General features: G+C 53.9%; 14 protein-coding genes and 1 pseudogene. 7 read left to right on the top strand and 8 right to left on the bottom strand.

The genetic code is table 11. The features are described 5' to 3' along the window. The first annotated feature begins 181 nt into the window (after nt 1-181). Nucleotides 182-352 carry a hypothetical protein gene (locus LOC67_RS26570; RefSeq protein WP_230265882.1) on the top strand — a complete coding sequence of 57 codons (171 nt, stop codon included), beginning with the start codon at nt 182-184 and terminating at the stop codon, nt 350-352. Between the two features lie 488 nt (nt 353-840). Next, complete coding sequence (locus tag LOC67_RS26565) at nt 841-2,013, top strand: DUF1559 domain-containing protein (RefSeq protein WP_230265881.1); 1,173 nt, start codon at nt 841-843, stop codon at nt 2,011-2,013. 169 nt (nt 2,014-2,182) lie between these two features. Here the strand turns inward: LOC67_RS26565 and LOC67_RS26560 are convergent, their stop codons facing one another. The 4 genes from LOC67_RS26560 to LOC67_RS26545 form a co-directional block, all read right to left on the bottom strand. Continuing rightward, entirely contained in the window at nt 2,183-3,007 is an 825-nt protein-coding gene (locus LOC67_RS26560) for a putative RNA methyltransferase (protein WP_230265880.1), read from the bottom strand. Nucleotides 3,008-3,305: 298 nt separating this feature from the next. Further along, nucleotides 3,306-3,647 (bottom strand): hypothetical protein, encoded by a 342-nt coding sequence (locus LOC67_RS26555; protein ID WP_230265879.1) that lies wholly within the window; start codon nt 3,645-3,647, stop codon nt 3,306-3,308. Nucleotides 3,648-3,843: 196 nt separating this feature from the next. Next, entirely contained in the window at nt 3,844-4,617 is a 774-nt protein-coding gene (locus tag LOC67_RS26550; protein WP_230265878.1) for a methyltransferase, read from the bottom strand. A gap of 5 nt (nt 4,618-4,622) precedes the next feature. Continuing rightward, complete coding sequence (locus LOC67_RS26545) at nt 4,623-5,228, bottom strand: zinc-ribbon domain-containing protein (protein ID WP_230265877.1); 606 nt, start codon at nt 5,226-5,228, stop codon at nt 4,623-4,625. Between the two features lie 133 nt (nt 5,229-5,361). Between LOC67_RS26545 and fliW the strand changes: the two are divergent. Beyond that, nucleotides 5,362-5,778: pseudogene (gene fliW / locus LOC67_RS26540) on the top strand (flagellar assembly protein FliW); the annotation flags it as partial. Between the two features lie 822 nt (nt 5,779-6,600). Continuing rightward, nucleotides 6,601-6,825, top strand: a complete 225-nt coding sequence (gene csrA, locus LOC67_RS26535) for a carbon storage regulator CsrA (protein WP_149496284.1) — start codon at nt 6,601-6,603, stop codon at nt 6,823-6,825. An 80-nt stretch (nt 6,826-6,905) separates the two neighbouring features. Here csrA and LOC67_RS26530 read toward each other — a convergent pair whose 3' ends face one another. Together LOC67_RS26530 and LOC67_RS26525 are read right to left on the bottom strand one after the other, a co-directional pair. Then, nucleotides 6,906-7,418 carry an acetolactate synthase gene (locus LOC67_RS26530; protein WP_230265876.1) on the bottom strand — a complete coding sequence of 171 codons (513 nt, stop codon included), beginning with the start codon at nt 7,416-7,418 and terminating at the stop codon, nt 6,906-6,908. A 128-nt stretch (nt 7,419-7,546) separates the two neighbouring features. Further along, nucleotides 7,547-8,551 carry a 6-bladed beta-propeller gene (locus LOC67_RS26525; protein ID WP_230265875.1) on the bottom strand — a complete coding sequence of 335 codons (1,005 nt, stop codon included), beginning with the start codon at nt 8,549-8,551 and terminating at the stop codon, nt 7,547-7,549. Nucleotides 8,552-8,899: 348 nt separating this feature from the next. Here LOC67_RS26525 and LOC67_RS26520 point away from each other — a divergent pair, with 348 nt between their 5' ends. Then, nucleotides 8,900-9,316: an acyl-CoA thioesterase gene (locus LOC67_RS26520; RefSeq protein ID WP_230265874.1), complete on the top strand. Its 417-nt coding sequence runs from the start codon at nt 8,900-8,902 to the stop codon at nt 9,314-9,316. A 4-nt stretch (nt 9,317-9,320) separates the two neighbouring features. Here the strand turns inward: LOC67_RS26520 and rnc are convergent, their stop codons facing one another. Both rnc and LOC67_RS26510 read right to left on the bottom strand, forming a co-directional pair. Continuing rightward, nucleotides 9,321-10,289, bottom strand: coding sequence for a ribonuclease III (rnc, locus tag LOC67_RS26515; RefSeq protein ID WP_315861090.1), 969 nt, complete (start codon nt 10,287-10,289; stop codon nt 9,321-9,323). A gap of 481 nt (nt 10,290-10,770) precedes the next feature. Continuing rightward, nucleotides 10,771-11,661 carry a peptidase C39 gene (locus LOC67_RS26510; RefSeq protein WP_230265873.1) on the bottom strand — a complete coding sequence of 297 codons (891 nt, stop codon included), beginning with the start codon at nt 11,659-11,661 and terminating at the stop codon, nt 10,771-10,773. A 1,103-nt stretch (nt 11,662-12,764) separates the two neighbouring features. Between LOC67_RS26510 and LOC67_RS26505 the strand changes: the two genes are divergently transcribed. After that, on the top strand, nt 12,765-14,465 hold the full coding sequence (locus LOC67_RS26505; protein ID WP_230265872.1) for a DUF1549 domain-containing protein: 1,701 nt from the start codon (nt 12,765-12,767) through the stop codon (nt 14,463-14,465). Between the two features lie 253 nt (nt 14,466-14,718). Then, nucleotides 14,719-15,993 (top strand): DUF1501 domain-containing protein, encoded by a 1,275-nt coding sequence (locus LOC67_RS26500; protein WP_230265871.1) that lies wholly within the window; start codon nt 14,719-14,721, stop codon nt 15,991-15,993. Nucleotides 15,994-16,055: the final 62 nt, after the last annotated feature.

Genomic DNA, 16,055 nt, shown 5'->3' with positions numbered 1-16,055 from the left:
TTGGGCAATTCAGGCAAGGTTTGTCTCTCATTTTCGAATGACAAAGATGAAACCGATCTCTGGTAGCGGTGCCCTAGTTGTCGCGAACTGCGGGGGATGCGATCTTAACCGGGTCTTGATTTTCGCAGGTGTAGCTCTAGATTGACTCGCCTAACCTTCCTTTACCTTGACAGGAAATCACATGAAACGTTTTATCTGCTTGGGCTTTGTTGCTTTGACCGTGGCGGCATTTTCTGGTTGTGGAAGCGAGCCCAAAGCGACTTCGACTGGTGTTGACGACAGTGTCGTTCAAACGGAAGAGCAAATGGAATCGATGGCAGAACAGAACGCTTCTGACATGCAGAGCCAGTAAGCCTTCGGGTTCGTACGCTTCAAGGAAGAAGTTATCTAGATGATGCTCTACTTGCAGCGGCGTTAACCGCGATCGTGCGTTAGCGCCCTGACTCTCTTGCGATGATCGACTGAAGCTCGCGATCAAACTAGGTATCTCTAAAAGTTCAAGAAGAACTTATCTCTCTAGCAAGCTTCGTCTCTTTCGAAGCATATCGGAACAGATCGGACAACGGTCTTCCGAGGACATGTTGTTCGGAAACAAAAGGCGTCCGATTGGCAGAATTCCGACGCTACCCAGTGGGGCGGTACAGCAACGGTTTTTAGAAATATTGCAAACTTTCTGCGCAATATTCCATTGCTGTAGGGGGCGTGAATGTCCAAACTCTGGGTGTCGGGGCAAATCGAAAGATTCGCGAAAGTAAAATTATCTATTGCCTTTGTGTCGAATTTCCGCCTTGTGCTCCGCTTACGACACGGACTCATCCATTCTTTTAGCGGGTATTCTCTATGAAAACCTCACGCGATCGCCAGGGTTTCACCTTGGTTGAGTTGCTGGTGGTCATCGCCATCATCGGAATTTTGGTCGGGCTACTGTTGCCCGCCGTCCAGGCTGCACGTGAAGCGGCCCGTCGAATGAGCTGCAGCAACAACTTCAAACAGATCGGTTTGGGGCTGCACAATTACCATTCGGCATACAAGCAGTTGCCAGTTCAAAGTGGCGGCACGTATGTCTCTGGTTCTTCGAATGCCAACAATGGGAACCGTCACTTGTTGGCTTTCTTGGTTCCGTTGACGCCGTTTATTGAACAGCAAGGATTGTGGGACATGATCTCCAATCCTCGTGCGCTGAACCACAACGGTACCCCACGCAATCCGCCTTTTGCGGCGATGGGCCCTGTGCCATGGGACCGCTCGTACACTCCGTGGGTCACGCAGATCAGTACTTATCGGTGCCCAAGCGATCCGACACAGCCTCCGGCAAACTTCGAAGGCTTCACGAACTACGCTGCTAGCCTTGGCGACGGTGTTGCAAGTAACAACCACTCTTGTCGTGGCGAACGTGGTGAAGAACTGACTTGGTGTGCACCGGCACGTCGGCCGTGTCACAACCGTGGCTTCTTTGAAACACGTCGTGTCACCAAGTTTCGCGACATGCTTGATGGTTTGAGCAACACGATTGCTTGTGGCGAAATCGTTGTCGACAATAACGAATTGGAAGTTCGCGGTACCGTGGTCAATCGTGGGCAGAATGCTTCGTTCTTTATTACGCCTATCGATTGCGAAGACACGATCGATCCCGAAGAGCCAAACTTTCACCTGACGGGAACCAACGTCAACAACTGGTCGGTTTCGCAGAACAAGGGGATGCGTTGGACAGACGGTCGTCCTGTGATGACCAGTATTACGACCATCATGCCACCAAACCGTGTCAGCTGTGCATGGTCTGGCGACGGTTCTGACGGGATGTTTACTGTCGGTTCGCGTCACACTGGTGGTGCGCACGTACTGATGGGTGACGGTGCGGTAACATTCATCACCGAATCTATTGACGCCGGTGACCTGTCCGCCAATTCGCCCAACTGGCCCACCGGTGGCACGAAGACTCGACAAAGCCCATACGGATTGTGGGGAGCTTTGGGAACTCGCGCGTCCAAAGAAACCGCTTCGTTGGACTACTAGGCAAAAGCCAATCAAGCGCTGTCCATTGGCTAACGCACTCGCAACATGGGTGATGGTCGTCAGTGGATAGTAAGCGGCTCAGTTGTCGCTGTTGCGGTTGTTGAAAGGCATATCGATTTGAACCCTCTTGCGAATGTGAGAGGGTTTTTTAACGCGCGAGGGCGGATCTTTATCGCCGCAGAAGCAGGATGTCTGCTTGAAGTGTCACATGCATCGCGTCAACGTCTTGCAGCCGCGCCTGCTGTGAATGGCGAACGGCGCGGTAAGTCATCGCCAACGCATCTGTGATTTCCGATCGGTCCAGTTCGACGCGGTGCGTCCAACGTCGATGTTCTGCCAAGTTCAAGTTCGCGTTGTGAAATTCGTCAGCGATCGCTTCCCAGCGACTGCGGCGTTCGCCGGTCAATTGCGTCTGTTCGCGCAGTTCAATCAAGTCTTCTTCGCCGGGGACTGCGACGACACAGATTCCTTCGGCATCTAAGACTCGATCGATTTCCGAAATCGGCCGTCGCCCGAAAAGTGACATGACGCGTTGGACAGATTGGTCGATGATCGGCAGTGTGCGATCAGCATTGGCAAGAGTCCAGTTGGCTTGCGGCCAATTTCGAGACGCAAGTCGAATTGCGCGTTTGGAAAGATCGATACCGCAGAATTGTTGAGGTGTCTCTGAGAATAAGGCTTTGCCGAAGCTGCCTTCCCCACACCCGAGGTCGATCGTGGTCGCTTGATCTGATCCTAGGTCGGCTTGTTGCAGCAGGTTTGCTAGTTCATCGATAAAGCCTTGCATGTGTCCTCGGTCAACCCAACGCTGCCTGGCGAGGACCGCGTCGTCGCTGTCGCCGGGGTTCTTGCTGCGTCGGTCTTGTGGCTGAGTCAGGTTGAAATAGCCTTCACGTGCGATATCGAATGAGTGCCCCGATGGGCAACGAAGGCAAGGTGGGCTGGAGTGGAGCGGTTGTTCACAACCACGGACTGAGCAGCGGAGTGGGAACATAGGGAGCGGGAACTTGGTTGAATTGAATAGCCCAAACAGATACTTCAGTCTTCTGAAGATGTGCCCGAATTCGCATCAATCGGGAAGGAGCGTCGATGCGGGTATCGAGTTGCGAAGGAGTTCGCGGGGCGGAACACTGCAGATTTTACCGGCAGAACAACGACGCGAAACCGGTTGATTCCGATCGCGTCGTAACGCGGTAAGGTCAGGTATTTGATTCGCTGTTTAGCTTGTAAGCGAACGATTCATTCCGGACGCGTGGTCGACGTGTCGCGGATGGTTTAGCTGTGCCGTCGGGTCAGTTGTTGCTGAACCCAAGTCCGACCGGCATATCGCGTCCGAGTGGATTGCTTGCAAATGCATCATGACACTGTTGGCAGAGGTCGTATTGCTCGGTCGTGTCGATGCAGTCATCGTCTTCGCAACTGTCGAGGACGGCGTCGTGTTCGGGATTGAATTCCCGTTGCAGTTGATCGTGCAGTTCTGCGAGGTGGTCAACGTCATCGTCATCGGAGACGTCATGAAAGGATGCATTGGCATCGGTGCAGCTGGCGGCACGGATCTCGATTTCGACAACGTACCGTAGTTCCGTTTCCGAATCGATCGTGCGTTTGCAGCGATCACAAGTGTAGTGGATCATAGGCGATTCCGACTCGCATCATTGGTTTGCAGAAAAGACTGAGAGCGAAGCAACTTCACCTCAGGATTGAAATTCATCAATCATTCACGCCGGCAACAATCTGTTTTCCATTTGCCAACTTCCTTCATGGTAATAGGGGAAAAGTCTCGGTCGCAAGCATTTTTGTCGATGGGAAAACTGTTCCACGATCTGTGGGCTACTCGTCTTGACTTGCGCCGACCTTGGGGATCTGATCACGCCCCAATCTCAGCTCAATCAGCATCCCCGGAAGGAAGTTTTCGGGGAGATCATCTAACTTTCGGTCATCTAGCACATTCACTTGAAATCCCCGTAGTTCGGACTCGCTCAGCAAGCGTTCGATTGCAGGGACATGTCCATAGGCAAGCAGGCATCTTCCGCCGGGGGATAGGCGGCTTGGCAATCCATCTAAGATGGAATCCATCAGTGCGAATCCTGGGTCATAGAATGCATAGTCGAGTGGTTTGTTGACCGTCCCGTCTTCCCATGGGGGATTGGACACAATGAGGTCGAATTGCTCCCCAGGTTTCAGGACTGCGAACGCACCGGGATCTTTCGCGTCGACTTGCCGGACCTCGAGGTCGTCATCGAGTTGAAGCATCGCGGCGTTATAGCGCGCGTTCGCGACAGCCGCCGGGTTGATGTCGGTCGCAAGGATTTCTTTGGCACCGTGTGCCGCGCAGGTAATTGCGATCAGCCCGGTTCCGGTACCTATTTCCAACACCTTACGGCCTCGTGCGATGCCATCTTCGGTAATCATCTTTCGAAGTGATGTCGAGTCATCGGCTTCCCAGAAAACATTTTCGAACTGGACGATGTCTCCGATGGATTGCTCGTCCATCGAGATGACTTGTGCGACGTTGTAGGAATAGTCCAGGTCGGTGCGTTGTTTTGTGCAGCCGAATGTCGGCAAGACCAAAAGCAGTGTGAAGATTGGCTTCAGTGATTTCATCCGGCTTATTCCCATTGCAAAGCCTCACTAACGGCGGACTGGTAGTCAGCTTCTGACATCTTCAAGATTCCCTTCATGTCGGCGAGTAGCTTTGCCCGGTCGTCATCGAGAGCGCCTTCGGACGTCGCGGCAAGGAACATCGCCTGGACGCAGGTCTTTTTCTGGTCGTCTGACCATCGCCTGGAAACGGTTGTGACGTAGTTGCGTGCCAGCACTCGATTTTGCGAAGCGATCGAGCAGAGTTCGCCCAATTCTTCACGATCAACGGGGCGCTGCAGCAGTTGGTTGGAGATGTAGATCAAAGAGTCAATTTCCGGCTCGGTGATATAGCCATCGTGCAGCACGACAAGAATCGCGCTACGAAGGGCCTCTTCGTGAAACTGGGCAAGGGAATAGTCAGCTTGCTCCTTGGCATCTGTTTGAAGCACCGAAGGGTCCCATTTTTCCTTGCACCCTCGGCAAACAACGAACTGTTCGGCTCCGCCGATGGGCACGACGGGGATGAAGTACAGAGTCAAAAAAGGACGCCGCGAGCGTAGGCGGTAATCTTGGTTAGAGCGGCAGGTTGGGCAGTGGAACTGCCCGGTTTCACGCGTCCTTGTCAGATTCATCGTTCCTATCAGAATCATGCAGTCGCTCTAGATTTGGTTGTTCTTTTCCGATTTTGTCGATTCGTGCAATTCGTCCGCCGATAACGATATTGTAAACCTATCCAAAGTCTTCTGAAGCGTCCGAGCTTACGTGATGCGAATTGAAACACAACGATTCGGAACGATCTCGTTAGATCAAGATCAGTTGTTCCTGTTTCCCGCCGGCCTGATTGGCATGGAATCGTTGCGAGACTGGGCGTTATTGCCTGATCTCGAAAACGAGTCTGTCGCTTGGCTGCAGAGCGCATCACGCGGTGATCGGGCACTTCCCTTGATCAGTCCTCGAGCGTTTTTTCCTGATTATCGGATCCAAGTTTCACGTCGTGAACTGACCAGTTTGCACCTGAAGCCTGGAACGGAAACTTACGTTTTGACAACGATCTCCGGACATTCTGGAAAGCTGACGACGAACCTCCGTTCGCCAATCGTGCTTAACCTTAGCCGCCGACTCGGTAGCCAAATCATCACGGACAACGATTATCCGTTGCAGCAGCCCGTGACAACGTTGGCTGGCGCAACGAAAGTTGTACGCGACTTGACGTCCACCAAGGTGGCACCAAAGCGAGTCGAAGCGCAGATCGTGGCTCAAGGTGATCCGGTGCCGGCTTTCAAGAAGTCCGCAGTCGGATTGTTTGCCCAAGCAAAGAAATCAGCCGCATAGCGGTTGTTTCGAGACAGCGGCATCACAGATTCGATCTCTTTCGATTCAGCTTCCAAAGAACGTTCGCTGTCGTACCATCGAGTCAACGGAAACGCGTTGTGAGTTTCACTTCGCGACTCGATCGGTTGTGCCCCGATTCATGCTGGGGGCACATTCTTGCTGGGCCGTTGCGGACCGGGACGAAGGCGACCTGAGCTGCGAATCAAGGCGTCTTTGACCGTCATCGTGGCGAATATTTCTTTGTCACCAAGCGTACCGCAGTTGTGTTGAGCCCGAAGAAACCGCGTTGGGTGTGCTTCTCTGCGGTTGGCCGTCAGGGCGTTGGCTGCATCGATCGGTGCCTTGAACGATGCCGTCTGCAACGCTTGCAACGTCTGTTCGGAGCGATTGAGGGTTGGTTCACCCGTGGAAGCGCGAACTTCGAATCAACCGGGCTGGAGGGAGTGATCGTCACGACCGGTATCTGCCGACTTCTGGCAAACGATATCAAATTGTGAGTCACTTACGACGATGAACTCCCCTGGCGAAGGGCCGCTGTAAGTGCCGGTCACTCTCCTAATCCAATGTGGAAGGTGTTTAGTGCGACATGATGTCGATTCTGATACCAGGAAATCCGCATGCCCGTAAATTGCTAATTCCGTACCTCTTGTATTCAATGATGTCGAGGCCAACATGCTGGTCCTATCCCGACACCGCGATGAAAGCATCATGATTGGCGACGACGTTGTTGTCACGATCGTCGATATCCGTGGCGACAAAGTCCGCTTGGGTATCGAAGCACCGCAATCCATCCCAGTGCACCGCCAAGAAGTTTACGACGCGATCCAACGAGAGAATCGTCGGGCTTCGCAAACAAGTTCGGCTGCGACAAAGGACGTCAAGCCGCCACGCGATTGAATCCCGCGCGGTCTAGAAACTCGTAGCTCGAAAACCGCTCTCCTTCAGCAGTGTTCCCCGCTGTTGTCGCCAGAGAGCCGTTACTGATCCACCGATGGGTTGTCGTCTAGATCGCCCTCGGTGATGATCGTAAAGCCTTTCTCGTTAAGCGTCTCCATCGCGACCTCGATGTTTTCCACCATGATCGCGACCGCGGGTTTCCCGTAGGGTCGGATGATCAAGGGGTAGGTCTGGATGATGTTTAGCTCCGCTTGCAGCAGCGCCGTGCAGACTCGCAGCAACGGCTGTGGTCCTTCTGGCAACTGAACACCGATAAGATCGGTTTCGATCAGTGCCAGTCCACTCCGTTCGAGGATCTCTCGTCCTCGGTCGGCATCGCTCACGAGGAAGCGAACGAAAGCGCACTCAGCCGCATCGTTTATCGAAAGCGCACAAATGCGAATTCCGGTGCCTTCGAATCGCCGGACGACTTCCAATAATTGGCCGACGCGGTTTTCCAAAAAAATGGTGAACTGACGCAGAGCCGGAAAGTTCCGTCCACGCATCGTTTCGAATTTGGTTCCTGAACCACCGCTTCCCTGATCTGATTCCATGTCGGCCTCGTCTTTTCGGCACTCCGCGGTTGTCTGGGCAGCGCCGATCCGGCGGACGTGATTTCGTTGCCGCGTCGGTTACCCAAAAACTGAAAACCGAAAAGTTTACGTGTTTAGCTTCGGTCTGGTCAATTCGGCTGCAAATCTACCCGAACCAGCTTCATCAGGCGTCCCGAAACGTTCCAGTCTTGAACGTATAGGTTGCCAGATTCGTCCCAGTAAGATCCATGCGTCCCGCTGAAGATCCCTTCGACCCATTCGGATTGTGGCACGTTGAAATTACGGCCTTTGGCGCGATCGGGATTGTTTCCCAAGACCGCAATGATCGTGTTGGTTTTATCCAGGACTACCAAGCGACCGTGCAAATCCGGAACGGAGACGAAATCGCCTGAAATCGCAACCGACGTCGGCATCCCAAGACCGGTAATGACTTCTTCGATAAAGTTGCCTTCAAGATCGTAGTGTAGCAAGCGACCTTTGGGTTCGTGGTTCCGGTCACAAATCAGCAGGCGGTTCGGTTCGTAGCGAGTGTCTAACGTCATCCCGTGGGCGGTGTTGAACTCTTTCATCCCGTTGCCCTTCTTTCCGAAGTGACGTAGGTATTTGCCGTTTTTATCAAAGACGAAGATGTAGTTACTGGCGTAGCCATCGGAAAGATAGATGTCGCCGTTACCTGCGACGGTGATGGCAGTAGGGCTGAAGCGTTTCAGTTGCAAGCCTGACTCTTCAGGGAACGGTAGCCGTAAGACGACATCCCCGCCTCGGACTCGAAACTTGATCCCTTCCGCGTTGTTGTTGCGAGCACCGTAGATGTATTCCTCGCCATCTTCTTCACGGATTTCGATGTCATGCAAGCTGGTGTAGTCATCGCCTAAATAGGTGTGAATGACTTTGCCATCGGGTGAGAATACGAAAACACCAGCATTGGCACTGGTGTAGATGTTGCCTTTCTTATCGATCACGACTCCGCCGTGCGTTGATCCCAGCGGAGAGTTTCCGTCAGGCCGCAGTCCCCAGCCCGGAACCGTTTCAAATGTCATGTCGCCGCTGCCCATGCGAACCGGTTCGACAGCCTTTGCTGATGGCAGGGCGAGTAACATCAGTACGCAGGAAAACAGAATGCTTCGCTTCATCTTGAATCGTCTCAAAGGCAGGAAAGGCAAAGGGGGAAGCGGCATATTGTAGCCTTCGCGGTGAACCCAACATCCGCACAATGCATCTAGAGCCGCTGATTTCCACACAAACTCGTCAGCAGAAAGGGCAATCTACCCGGCCTGCTCCGCCGTGCCGAACTCCGGCTCAATACCTACCGCACGGAAACCATGCCCATCATCACAGGGACTGTGATGGGGACTATCAACAGAGTACCCGGCACGCTCCGCCGTGCCGAACTCCCCATCGGTGCAACCCGTGGCATCAACTGTCCGGTGGAGACTACATTGCTGCATCCCAAGACTGTTAGATGATCAATAGGCTGATTAATGAGTGACGCACTTTTGCACTACGTTCACGAACTTCGCGTTGGGTACCACCAAACCGATGGGCAACGTCGGGTGCACCATTCCAACTACTTGAATTATTTCGAAGACGCGCGAGTCGAGATGTTGCGTGCCGGAGGGATGCCGTACAAGCAGATCGAAGATTCCGGGCGGATGTTGGTGGTCACCGAAATGAACGTGCGTTATTTCGCGCCGGCCGATTTCGATGACCTATTGCAAGTCGAGGTCACCACGACTGAGTTGCGAAAGGTGCGAATTCGACATCGCTACCGTGTCCTTCGTGGCGAGATGTTGCTAGCCGAAGGCGACTCAGTGATCGCGTGTGTCGATCCGGAAGGCAAGCCCAAGAAGCTGCCTGCGGAGTTCTTGGCGTTGGCGGATAGGCTGAAAGGCGAATAGCGATTCAGGGATGCTCGCCGGGGCCCAAGTCGCCCACGCTGAAGTCATCCGTCAAAGGATAGGGAACAGGTTCGCCGTTCATTTCGGCGAGCGCGTTCGCAGCAGCCTTTTGTTCTGCTTCTTTCTTGTTGCTTCCCCATGCGGCGGTAAACTCACTGCCATCGATCACCGCGCTAATCAAGAATGACTTACGGTGATCCGGTCCCATTTCTCGCTTGAGTCGATATTGAGGGGTGCAAGCAATATCGCGTTGGGCACGCTGTTGCAAAGTCGACTTGTAGTTCGTCGCACCTTGGCTTTGGACCGCCGATTCGACTTCGCGCCGAAGCCAACGGATCAGTCGTTCGCGGACCACTTCATGACCACCGTCAATGTAAAGTGCCGCGACAATCGATTCGAAGACGTCACTGACCAATGACCTCGGGTAGCTGCGATTTCGGGTCACGCCACGGCCAACGATTAGGCATTCGTCTAAACCGATGTGGCATGCGACCTTTCCACAGGTCCGACGACTGACAACAGCTGATTTGATCTTGGTCAAATCGCCTTCGTTGTATTCGGGGTATTCGTCGTATAGCCATGAGCACACGACAAAGCCGAGGACTGCATCGCCAAGGAACTCGAGCCGCTCGTTGCTGGCTAACCGGTGTGAAGCGCCTGACGCATGTGTCAGTGCGTTGCGAAGCAGTTCGACATCTTTGAACTGATAGTCAATCAGTTCTTGGCAGCGAGTAATTTTGTCGGCGTGATCAAGTTCACCCTCTTGGTTGCGTGGTGATGAAACCAAGCGGACTTCGGGCGCATCGGTCATCGACGCATCTGCGGGCAGTGCATCAGATGAACGCGCATCAGTAGACGGTGTATCCTCGACACGATCGAATCGTTCGTTGGAATCATCTTCTTGCGATGGAAGAGATGGAACGTCCGACGACGAACTTGCCGGATTTGGGGCATCAGATTCGGAAGCAGACAACGTTATGCGAAGAGACGTGGAAACGAACTAGGGCTCTATTCACACGCGTCGAACGTTGTCGTCGACCTAGTTGCCATGCTTGATTGCTACCGCAGAAAGAATCGACGGTGCGAAGTCAACGATGGCAAGACTTCAACGAAAAGATTGACACAACAGAACCGATTTGTGACCGAGCGATGTGATCTTTGAAAAGAAAACGTCAACCAGCCCGAAAAGGGTTCAGGTCATGTCACACGCCGGCGATCGGGGCATTGCACAGGATGATATTCTTATCACATCTGGCTGTGTTCGGACCCGCCCGCCGGTATGCGACGCGCTTGTCAATACGTTACCACTTCCCCCGCATACGCGGTAGGTCAATCTTGACAATTTGCAACCTGCGAAGTCACCAGCAACACGGCGTACACCAAGCGATCAGTCGTTGACGAAAGCCACTTGGCATTGCTGCAGACGAGCAGGCGATCCCGTGACGGAATCGGTTTCAGTCCGCATGATCAACAAGATAGATGGCTTCACCAGTGAACACTTGGCGAAACTCTTCATCGCTGAAGTAGCGAATTCCGACAGCGGGATCGCCAACTTTCCAGCGTCCGTGTGATGCACGACCGTAGACGACGACCGCATGCGCTTCGCCATCGGTACCGAGCAACCGACGAACGGTATCGTCGTGATTGCCACCACGGAAACAGATAACGGACAGGTTCGGAAGTTGGCCGCGGTGTTCCCATGCGGTCGGATTTTGGCTAGCGACTTGGACCGAGTGATGTCCACCATCGATTGCAAGTCTCAGTCCGCGTACAAGACCGAGCGAAGATGTGCCTTGACGGCTCGTCAAACAAACTTTGGCAAGCATGGCCTCGGGCGATTGTCCCGACCAACCCAGCCGCTGAGTCGCACTTGGAAGCAGCGAATGGTGGTGCAGCAAAGTTGCCGCCGCCGCCGGTCCACAACTCGATTCGCTACTTTGCAAACAAACGTTGTCCTGCCAGGTTGCCTGAGCATCGAGCGTGACGGGGTAAAAGTTTGCGCGAAGAACCGGCTGAGTCAGAAAGCCGACAGATAGAAACAGCATGGCAACCGATGTAGCGCGTCGCCAACTCACTCGCAAGCCTTCGGCGTGAAGAGCGAGTCCGGCAGTGAACGCGAGGAAGATCGGTAGCCAGTTCGACCAGCCCATCACTGCGGGTGTCGAAAAGGCACTCGCCCAGGTCAGCCTGTTGGCAGTTCCGAACGCGAAAATCAAAAGAAAGAGGATGCACTCGGCCAATAGCAGAGGTCGGTTGCTGTAGACGTTCAGCGAGAGCTTCCTGCCGGCGAGAAATGCCAAGCCGGAAACTGCGGCGATAAACGCGATTGCAAACCAGAGATCCATCAATTCTAATGTCTGTAGCGAACTACACAGATGCGTACGGGCCGTCGGTTCTGCACGATCGGTGCCGAAAATGACGGTGCGTTAAGAAACGGTTAATTATTGATGCGGGGCAAGTTCAGAATGGCGCAAAAACGTTCATTTCGCGGCAAAATTAACCAAAAACTGGCTGCGTTGACCCTGTTAAGGGCTTTTCAGGGCGTCTGGGGGTGTTCCCCACGAACTTCGCTTCGGCGGAGCGGCGGGATGAAAATTGGGCGGATCGCAACTCGGTTTGCAACCGATTTGTGCAGCGAAATCGAACGCTCAATGGTTCAGAATTTCGATGTTGAAAGTCTTCCAAGTAGAATAGGGCGGACGATTCGGTAGGGAACCAAGTCGCCGAATCCGCCGAACCCCATTGGCCCGTTGCGATTTGAAGATACTGAAATACGTTGGCGTCTTCGTTTCGTAGACCGTCAGGGGGAATGGTTGACGGATTTTGAATGTCACCAGGAATATCAGCAGGTCGGGCTTTCGTTGCATGGTGCAATGGCGAGTCTGCACAGCCGACTGGGCGAGTGCAGGCTGGGTGAATGCCGACTGGGCGAACAATGAACCAGCCAGGTTTGGCAGCGGATGGGGGTGCGGTGTTCGATCGAACCATTTCCAGAACTCCTTCGATGTGAAACGGAATCCTGGTAGCGTCGGACAACGTGAAGACACGTTTGGTCACTGAGCCAGCAACGTCTGTCTTTAGTCTGCTGGGCTGTTCTGGGCTGTTCTGGGGTGTCCTTGAGGGGTGGATTGTCGTGTCGGCAGGCCGTCTGTTTGGGAGCGTGGAGTCCGCCGGCGGGGCGGTGTGACTGCCCCCGGTTCACTAATGTGGGCGGTCGTTAAAATCGCGTCTTTCACACGCTGCGGGAGACGCATCGTGCAAGTTGGATAGATTGGCGCAGTTTCACGGGCGAGCACCTCTCTGGGGCGATAAGATTGATAGACAATCCAGGCATTCGGTCAGGTACCAATCGCCTCAATCTCCGTTCGAACACATAGGGATTATTGGACGCCGACTTTCATGGGCGTCAATCTCGCGTCTCATCTCTGGCAATTTCGGAAACGACTCGATGGCACTGAACCGCTTTAATAATCGACGCAAGGCGTTTGTCTTGGCCGTGGTCGCACTCATGGGAATCAGCGGTGTTGCACAAGCTGAGCCTGAAGCGACGCTGGAGACTGCCGCGCCGGCTCAGGGGCAAAACCCTGTGGACAAAATCAATTACTACGTCGAGCAAGGGTGGACCGACTACGAAATCTCCCCGGCCAAGCAGGCCGATGAATTGATTTGGTGCCGCCGCGTGCACTTGGACCTGATCGGCCGAATTCCCAGCCTGGAAGAGATGCAGGCCTTTATGGCGGATCGGAAATCCGAACGTCGCAAAAACTTGGTAGAGCGGTTGCTTTACGATGACCGCTACACCGAGGAGTATTCGAACCACTGGGCGACCGTCTGGACGAATCTGTTGATCGGTCGAGGTGGCGGGATGGATCGACGCGATCTGACCAGCCGCGACGGGATGATGAAGTACCTGCGTGATAGCTTCGCTGCGAACAAGCCATACGATCGAATGGTTTACGAGCTGGTAACGGCAGAAGGGTCGACAAAGCCCGGGACGCCTGGCTTCAATGGCGCGGTGAACTTTCTGGTTGATAAAGTCAATGATGAAAAGGCTGTGCTGGCGGCCAGCAGTGTTTCGCGAATCTTCCTCGGTCAGCAGGTTCAGTGCACGCAGTGCCACAACCACCCCTTCAACGATTGGAAACAACAGAAATTCTGGGAGTTCAATTCGTTCTTCCGCCAATCACGCGCACTGCGTCGATTCGTCGATGGCACACGTGATATCGAATTTGCCGAACTGGTCAGCGAAGACTTCGCGGGTGAAGCCGGCGATCCCCGAGATGCATTGGTTTTCTATGAAATGCGAAACGGCTTGACCCGTGTCGCATACCCCGTGTTTACCGACGGAACCGAGATCGGCCGCAGTGGCTATGTCGATGAAGTCAACCGGCGTGAAGAGCTTGGGCAGTTGATGCTCAACAGCCAAGCTTTGGACTTGATGGCAATTAACCGATACTGGTCATTGTTCTTCGGGCACGGCTTTACTCGTCCCATCGATGACATGGGGCCTCACACGAATCCTTCGCATCCAGAATTGCTTGAGGAATTGGCCGCCGAGTTTCGCAAAGCCAGCTACAACCTTAAGGAACTGATGACTTGGATTACGCTTAGCAAGCCTTATGGGTTGGCCGCTGAGCTGGATAGCAATAATACGATCGATGACCCGTCCGTTGGCGAAACACCAAAGTTCTCGCGTTTCTATCTTCGCCAAATCAGCGCCGAACAGTTGTATCAATCGCTGGTTACATTGTCCGGGGGCAACGCTCAGGGGACCTACGAGCAGCAAGAACAGAAACGCCGTGAATGGATGCGCCAGTTTGTTGTCACGTTCGGCACCGACGAAGGCGACGAGGCAACGACGTTTGATGGATCGATCCCCCAGGCCTTGATGCTTTTCAATGGCGACTTGACCAAGAATGCGACAAGCACCTCGCCGGGAAGTTTTCTCGCCGATTTGGCTGGCAGTGGTAAAAACACCTCGGATCGTCTCACGCGGCTCTACCTAGCCGGTTTAGCGCGTCGTCCGACGAAGCGGGAAACCAAGCTTGCAGGGGATCTTTACCGTGCCAATGGCGGAAACGAATCCGAGATGATGCAAGACATTTGGTGGGCTGTGCTTAATAGCAACGAGTTCATCATGCAGCACTAAAAAGGCTGTGAATCGTCGCCTTGTCCCGATGTGGCAAGGCGGATGGGGAATGTCTGGGGCGTTTGCGGATATCCGACAGACGCACCAGAATTGCATCTGTGGGGGTAACGTTGTGGTTCAGCGTTTCGTTATTGGGGTGGGGGTAAACAGCCCCGTCCGCGTCCTGCGGCCAACAAAATGCCTGGGTTCGAATGCGTGAATCCGGCGTTTATTTAGTACAGACAATCACTCTTCTTTGGATAGGCATTCAGCGATGATATCGAACTGGAAAACTCCCAACGGCATGACTCGCCGCCACTTCATGAACCACATGGCTGGCAGCTCTGCCGCGTTCTCAGCTGCAATGACGCTGGGAAGTGCGATTCAGGCGAACGCTGATGAGATGAGGAAGAGTCATAAGTCAGCAATCATGTTGTGGATGGGCGGCGGACCACCAACGATCGATATTTGGGATTTGAAGCCCGGTGCACCGACCGGTGGACCGTTCCGCCAGATTTCGACCAGTGGCGACTTGCAGATTTGCGAGCATATGCCGATGGTGGCAAAGCAGATGCACAATCTGTCGGTTGTCCGTAGCATGTCGACGCGAGAAGCCGATCACAATCGTGGTCGCTATTACATGCACACCGGATTTGTGCCGAACCCGAATATCGAGCACCCAGGTTATGGATCCGTTGTCGCGCATGAATTGATCGCTCAGCGTCCGCAACTCGAAATCCCTCCGTTTGTTACCATCGGTGGTGCAAGCAGTGGTCCAGGTTTTCTGGGGATGGCGTGGTCACCCTTTGCGGTTACAAGCAATGGTCGGATTCGCAATCTGAACATGAACCTAGAAGACAGCCGTTTGCGTCGGCGGATGGCTGCCCTTCAGGAGATCGAAGCCGGTTTTGCCAACCGAACCAACGACACGCCGGCAACCGAGCATGGCAAGGTCCTGAAAAAGACGTTTGACTTGCTGACAAGCAGCCAAATGGAAGCGTTCCGCGTCGAAAAGGAAGACGAGAAGACGAAAGAGCGTTATGGCAACGACGGTTTTGGCCAAGGCTGTTTGCTGGCGCGACGACTTGTCGAAGCAGGTGTGCCGTTCGTCGAGGTCGACCTTGGTGGCTGGGACCTGCATAACAATACCCACCAGACTTTGTCGACGAACAAGTTGCCTCAGCTGGATCGCGCGATGAGCGCCCTGGTGGAAGATTTGGAGCAACGAGGATTGCTGCAGGACACCGCTATCATTTGGATGGGCGAGTTCGGCCGGACTCCACGGATCAACCAAAACGCTGGTCGTGATCACTGGGCTCGGGCTTGGTCTTGCGTTGTCGGTGGTGCAGGAATTAAAGGCGGATTGGCTGTTGGTGAAACCAGCAGCGACGGAACTGAGGTAGAATCAGAACCGTTCCGCAGCGAGGACCTGATGGCGACGGTTTGCAAGGGGCTCGGTATCTCTTTGGATACCACGTTCATGAGCAAGAATCGTCGTCCCATGAAAATCGCCAACGGAGGAAAAGTTATCAGCGAACTCGTGGCTTAATGCTCGGTGGATGAAGTCAGCTTAGGCGATCCTGCGCCGACCTCGACTGAGCCGAACCTTAT

The sequence above is a fragment of the Stieleria sp. JC731 genome, from assembly GCF_020966635.1.
In the GTDB taxonomy this organism is placed as follows: Bacteria; Planctomycetota; Planctomycetia; order Pirellulales; family Pirellulaceae; genus Stieleria.
The sequence above is the reverse complement of the archived record's forward strand: the minus strand, read 5'-3'. Positions and strand labels throughout refer to the sequence as shown.